We start from the raw sequence: 6021 nt of genomic DNA on the forward strand, positions 1-6021 counted from the left end.
GTCGATTTTAGGTTTGAGATTTGAGATTTGAGATTGACTCCGCCAACCACAGGTCGGACGCCTGTTCCACAACCACAGGTGGGTTAGAGCCGATTTCTCACATTAGCCTGCCAGAAACCCAATCTATCACAACTGATGATTGTACTTGGAAGCGGGACACTTGTTTTAGGTCGATCGTCTGGCGCCGGCTAGCGTTGAGCTTGCTGTTGCTGGTTGGAAAATTCTCACATAAAAACAGGCAAGATGCTTGTTCCACAAAGAAAAAAGTGAATTTTGTTGTGGTCATTCTCCCCGCTTTGGATCGTATGGCGGGCGATCGCGTTACAAGAGAACCGAAAAATCTGTCAAAGTACCGTCTTATGAATGATCGAAGCCAAGCATAATTTCACTTTAAAAAACCCATGCTACGAACAGTTAGTAAGCGATGCCTTCTTCTGCCCCGTCTTCTTCCACAGACTTCTTTCCAACCCCCAGCCTGCTAAACCCGACTTTTTCCAACTCAAGGGGGCTACAAAAGTGCCGACTTTTCTATACTGAAAAATTTGGGCTTCCCTGACATCATATGAATAGGTTAAGTTAATCAAGTGAAAAAGGGAGTTAATCAATGCGTTTTGGATTTTTGAGTTTTGGTTTGCTGGTTCTCTCAGGAGCGATAATTGCCGTAGATGTCGCACCTTCTTTAGCAGCAGCAAGCGCCCAAACAAACAGAGAGTTGTCACAATCGCAGGCACAAGAGCGATCGGAGCAGCTAATTGCCTGTGGTTGCACTAGCAGAGGTTGTAGTAGCTGTAGCCGTCCTACTCGCGGTGGTCGTAGATAGGATAATTAGCAGCTATCGAGTGACTGCTGTTTTTAGATAGTTGAGGATTGGGCATAAAAGAATAGTCTTTTTTCAGTCCAATCCTCTGTTTGTAGAACTTAATTGGTAGATCGATTCACCAACAAACTTGCTTGCTGCTACTAAGGAACGAAAATTTAATAACTTACACATATTTGTGGGATGGGCCAGAAGAACCCGTCTTTTCTGGACGGGCTCTTCTGGCCCATCCCACAAGAACAATAAAAATTGTAAGTTATTTAATTCTCATTCCTAAGCTTTATTAACGGGGAATACTCCAAATCCTAACAGAACTATCTGGACTGCCACTGGCAAGAGTCTGCCCATCGGGGCTAAAAGCAACAGAATAAACCGAATTTGAATGTCCGGTGAGAGTTTGCAATAATTCGCCAGTATGCAGGTTCCAAAGTCTAATGGAGCTATCATAACTGCCGCTTGCCAGAGTTTTCCCATCCGGGCTGATAGCCAGACACCAAACCCAACTTAGATGTCCAGTAAGAGTGCGCTGCAATTCCCCTGTTTTCGGATTCCACAGTTTAATACTATTTTCAGCAATACGGCTAACTTCGTTCCAGCCACTACTGCTAACAAGGGTTTGACCGTCAGGACTAAAAGCGACAGACAAAACTTGCGCTGAATGTCCTTTAAGAATGCGAATTAATTTCCTACTATTCAGACTCCACAACTTAATAGTCAGATCGTCACTGCCGCTAGCAAGGGTTTTGCCATCAGGATTAAAAGCGACCGAAGTAACGTTGTTAGTGTGTCCGTAAAAAGTATAAAGCAGCTCTCCTGTGTTAACACGCCACAGTTTGATTGTTTTGTCATGGCTGCTACTAGCGATGGTCAGACCATCCGGGCTAAAAGCAATCGATCTAACATCGCTATAATGACCTTTGAGGGTGCCCAAAAGCATCCCAGTATCTAGATTCCACAACTTAATTGTTGTGTCCTTCTCATTTTTCGCATCCTCCTCCAGTAGCGGCCCCGTAGCTAGCAATTTTCCATCCGGACTGATTGCAACCGACCAAAGCTTTGATGAAGCTCTAGATAGTTTTTTAATGACTTTCCCTGTACGCCAATTGTAAAGTTCGATCGGTTCATCGTAACTACCTCTGACAAGGGTCTGTCCGTCAGGGCTAAAAGCAACTGAGGTGACTGCATCAAATACTTCCGAACCTCCTTTCAAGGTGTTGATTAGAGAAAGATTTTTTAAAGGTGCAGGAGGTTGACCTTGTAAAGGAACAAATTTAGGTAAAATTAATACACTGACGCAGGCAAATGCTGTTATTCCAATTCCGACTAATGCTTTCTTAGTTTTAGCAAATGACTTCAGCCACTTTCTTTCAGTATTCAGCGGGCTAATTCCCTGTAACTCAGTCGGAGGAACTGCCGACAACCCTTCTTCACTAGGGCATTCAATCTTAGCTATAGCCTGTAAAATTGCTTCGGGATTTTTCGGTCTATTCTTCGGATAGAAAGCCATCAGCTCATCAATTAAATCTGCCAGCAATCCCGAAATTTGTGGTGCTTGATCTCGCCAAATCACCTCTTGATATAGCTCGTCTTCAAGGTCAGTTGGATTTTTTCCGGTTAAAAGAAAGACAAAAGTGCGTCCCAAGGCATAGAAATCGGATTGAGGCAGCGCTTTGCCTTTTATTTGCTCGAACGGAGCGTAGCCTTTGGTATATATCTTTGTAACTTCCCCCTCATTCTCGTCCGCAATTTTTGAAAGGTAAGTGTTTGTGATTATCCGCACTGCTCCAAAGTCGATTAACACCAGTTGACCGTCAGGTTTTAATATGATATTTGCTGGCTTAATATCTCGGTGAAAATAATGCTGCTGATGCAAGTAAGCTAGAATATTTACCAGTTGCTTTAACCAATTAATTGCTTGTTGTTGGCTGATGGGTTGATAATCTATCTGCTTTAGCCACTGCTGCAAATTATGACCGTAAATTTTATCCATCACTAGACAGTAAAGCGTGTTTCCTCCTTCTTGATAGAGAAAATATCCGTCGGGTTCTACTTTAGGAATTCCTGGATGATCTAGTCGTATTAAGACATGAGCCTCTCGCTCAAACAGGGATACTGCTATTTGTTTTTCCTGCAAGTTTGAACAATTCTCAAAATGCAGAACTTTGAGAATTTTTGGCATCCCTTGATCCTCAACAATATCAAAGATTTTGCCAAATCCTCCGCGAGTATCCAAATCTAACTCTTGCACAATACGATAGCGATTTTGAAGTATCAATCCAGGCTGAAGCATGGCAAATAAAATATGCTTTATTTCAACTCTTCGGACAGTTTTCGATCGCCAACCGTAGAATCAGGGTTTCAGGGCGATCGAGAACGAGGGGAACGCTAACAAAGCACACTATAGGCTTTCGGGAAAATCAAGGATTTCAGAGTACGACCTAAAAATTGTTATTTGTTACATACAATAATGATTAATAACATATTTCCTAATTACAGGCTGTAGCCTAAACAAGTCTTGACCGATTTCGGTTTCGATCAGCGATCGCCAACTTAATGACTCCAAAGCATTCATTAATGTTGAGCTAGATATATCTGACGAAATCTCCGATCGCAATTGATTAAAGTCAACAGATTTGTTAAGTATAGCTAATTGACACATTACTTTTATTTCTAAATCAGTTACACGTTCAAACATCTGGGATAAAACTACCTCTATTTGACCTCCTATAAAAATCGTACCTGTTCTGAGAAAATCAGAAGTTTTACCAGCAAATAAAGTGATAATTGTTGCTGAAATCATCCATAGTGCTAAAGGATTTCCTTCGTACCTTTCAATAAAATCATTCCATTCTTTTTCTTTTACTAACCCTCGTTCGAGAAGAATTTGCTGTGCGGGTTCATTTTTCAAGCCACTCACTTTATGAGAGCGAACAAGGCGAGTTCGATTTTCTAATAATGAAATGTCGATAGATTTTTCTGAAGTTGTCAATACCAAGCAGCTTTTATGGTTCAATTCACCTACTTTTTTGAAAAATCTACCGTAATCCTGATATCCGTCTCGATATCTGCCAGCCAACAAACCTGTTTCCATAATTGTCTCGACTCCATCAATTATTACCAAACATCGGTGCGCGTTTAAACACTCGATCGCTCGCGAGATGGCATCAGAGGGTGTTTCTGGTAAATTTGTTTCCTCTTGGCTACAGATAAATCGGATGATGTCTTTGAGGACGGTATGTATGGGTGGAGTGCGATCGAGACTTCGCCAGATAATGAAATCAAAATCATTTTGAATTTCTTGTGCCAGTTTGACAGACAGAGACGTTTTGCCAATTCCCCCCATGCCCAACAGTGCCACCAGCCGGCAGCGGTCTGTTACAATCCACTGCTTCAGTGCGGTCAATTCTTCTGTACGTCCGTAGAAAACAGAGACATCAGGGGCTTCCCCCCAATCTTGTCGAGAACGGGCGATCGCTGATTCTGGCAATTTTTCGGGCAGCGGAAGAGTTGGTGAGGAGCGATCGTCTTCTGCAAGTATATTCTTAAAGCTTTTTTTCCTAACCTCTTTCCCCAGTGCAGATGACAGCAGTTGCCAGAATTCGGAACCTAACTCCTTAGCATAACTCAGGTTGCAGTTACATTCACTGGAAATTTGCTCGTAAGTCTTATCTTCTAATACCTTACGAAATATGTTTTTTTGCAGATCGGTTGGGGATCTCCCCGTCCGAGCATGAAAAGACGCCTCTGCAAGTTCTAACGCAGTGTCAACGTTCATATTTGGGAGTTATGCAAAAATCATACTTCAGTATAACCCATTTTCCGATCGTCCTACTTTTTCCAACTCTTGCCGACCAACTCAGCCAAAAGCGACTTTTATCGACAAAATTGAGCTGTGAAACAACCCACTTTACCAGACTGAAAAATTATTGGTTTTGAAACAACATAGTAAATGTCAAGTCAATCGATGAAAACAGGAGTAACGATTGTGCCTTTACCGACAACCGACCAACAGTGGGATTTACAAAGTGGAGATGGCTGGCAATTTGACGATAATTCCAGTACAGGTGGTAAGCTTACCAATATCAAAGAAGCCTCACCAGAAGTGAAACAACTCTCTAGGGAATTGTCTCAAAAACTGGTTGGATTCTCCGCCCCAATGAGTGCTGGTTATGCCTACGAATACAGCGGTGCTAATGGCAATCCCTACAATGGTAATAATGTCTCCCACGCTGGGATTGATTATGCAGTTGGTGCGAACATAAATGTCTCAGCGGTAGTTCCGGGAAAAATCATTAATGTTGTATCTTATGGTGCAACTGGGCAATTTGTGACTGTAGAAGGTAATGATGGAAAGCGCTGGATATATGGTCACATCCAAACCAGCAAGAAAGCTGGAGATTCTGTGAATATTGGAGATGCGATCGGTACAGTGAAAAACCAAAGTGGGAACACTCATCTCCACATAGAGGTTCAAACTTCACCTTTTGATTCTAGTATTATTGGTGGAATTCCCTATCAAACAAAAGGAAGTCGGAATTTTGTTCTAACCAATACAATGAGTCCACTTCAAGCCTACTCGGAGTCGAAAAATGGTGGCGGTGTTCCTGTAAACACAAAAAGGGGCACAGAAGGGGACGATCGCATTAGTGGAGGAGCCGGCAACGATACTTTAATCGGTTTGGGTGGCAATGATAGCCTGTACGGCGAAGCGGGCAATGATTCCCTCATTGGCGGCAATGGAAATGATTACCTTGACGGCTATGCCAGTTATGTCAGTCGCGAATTTGACACTTTAACGGGTGGAGCTGGTGCAGATACTTTTGTACTTGGCAATGCACGACAAGGAGTTTTCTATCAAGGTGACGGTAATGCAATTATTACAGATTATTCAACTCGAGATGACTACATCCAACTCAAAGGAAGCGCTAACGACTATCAGTTAATCCGTCAGGGTTCTGATACCATAATTTCCTTGAAAAACGCAGATAGGATTGGTATTGTTCAGGGGGTAACAGACTTGAGCTTAACTGCCCGAACGGGAAGAGTTGATTTCAAATTTGTCTGATGTTGAGTTTCTTGATTTCTTCTCACCATTAATATCGAAGGTAAAAGAGCGATCGCCCAAGATTTCATACAAGCGATCGCTTGTATGAAATCATCTTAAATCCTTGGCAACTTAGCCCTGATTTTTGACAACCTTAAAT

4 protein-coding genes are annotated in these 6021 nt (G+C 42.3%); 2 read left to right on the forward strand and 2 right to left on the reverse strand.

What is annotated here, in order from left to right; translation table 11 throughout:
• Positions 1-604 precede the first annotated feature (604 nt).
• A complete protein-coding gene (locus JGK14_RS24715; protein WP_293226807.1) occupies positions 605-820 on the forward strand; it encodes a hypothetical protein in 216 nt (71 codons plus the stop codon).
• Positions 821-1100: 280 nt separating this feature from the next.
• On the opposite strand, the gene JGK14_RS24720 is transcribed toward JGK14_RS24715, so the two are convergent.
• Positions 1101-3107, reverse strand: a complete 2007-nt coding sequence (locus JGK14_RS24720) for a serine/threonine-protein kinase (RefSeq protein ID WP_325315597.1) — start codon at positions 3105-3107, stop codon at positions 1101-1103.
• A 165-nt stretch (positions 3108-3272) separates the two neighbouring features.
• Positions 3273-4592: an NB-ARC domain-containing protein gene (locus JGK14_RS24725; protein ID WP_293191739.1), complete on the reverse strand. Its 1320-nt coding sequence runs from the start codon at positions 4590-4592 to the stop codon at positions 3273-3275.
• A gap of 174 nt (positions 4593-4766) precedes the next feature.
• Between JGK14_RS24725 and JGK14_RS24730 the strand changes: the two genes are divergently transcribed.
• A complete protein-coding gene (locus tag JGK14_RS24730) occupies positions 4767-5882 on the forward strand; it encodes a peptidoglycan DD-metalloendopeptidase family protein (RefSeq protein ID WP_293212281.1) in 1116 nt (371 codons plus the stop codon).
• Positions 5883-6021 lie beyond the last annotated feature (139 nt).

This window comes from Microcoleus sp. PH2017_28_MFU_U_A (assembly GCF_020738035.1).
In the GTDB taxonomy this organism is placed as follows: domain Bacteria; phylum Cyanobacteriota; class Cyanobacteriia; order Cyanobacteriales; family Microcoleaceae; genus Microcoleus.

Excerpts from the sequence above, each read along its gene's own strand:
- JGK14_RS24715 (WP_293226807.1), top strand. The coding sequence starts at position 605 with ATGCGTTTTGGATTTTTGAGTTTTGGTTTGCTGGTTCTCTCAGGAGCG.
- JGK14_RS24720 (WP_325315597.1), bottom strand. The coding sequence starts at position 3,107 with ATGCTTCAGCCTGGATTGATACTTCAAAATCGCTATCGTATTGTGCAA.
- JGK14_RS24725 (WP_293191739.1), bottom strand. The coding sequence starts at position 4,592 with ATGAACGTTGACACTGCGTTAGAACTTGCAGAGGCGTCTTTTCATGCT.
- JGK14_RS24730 (WP_293212281.1), top strand. The coding sequence starts at position 4,767 with ATGTCAAGTCAATCGATGAAAACAGGAGTAACGATTGTGCCTTTACCG.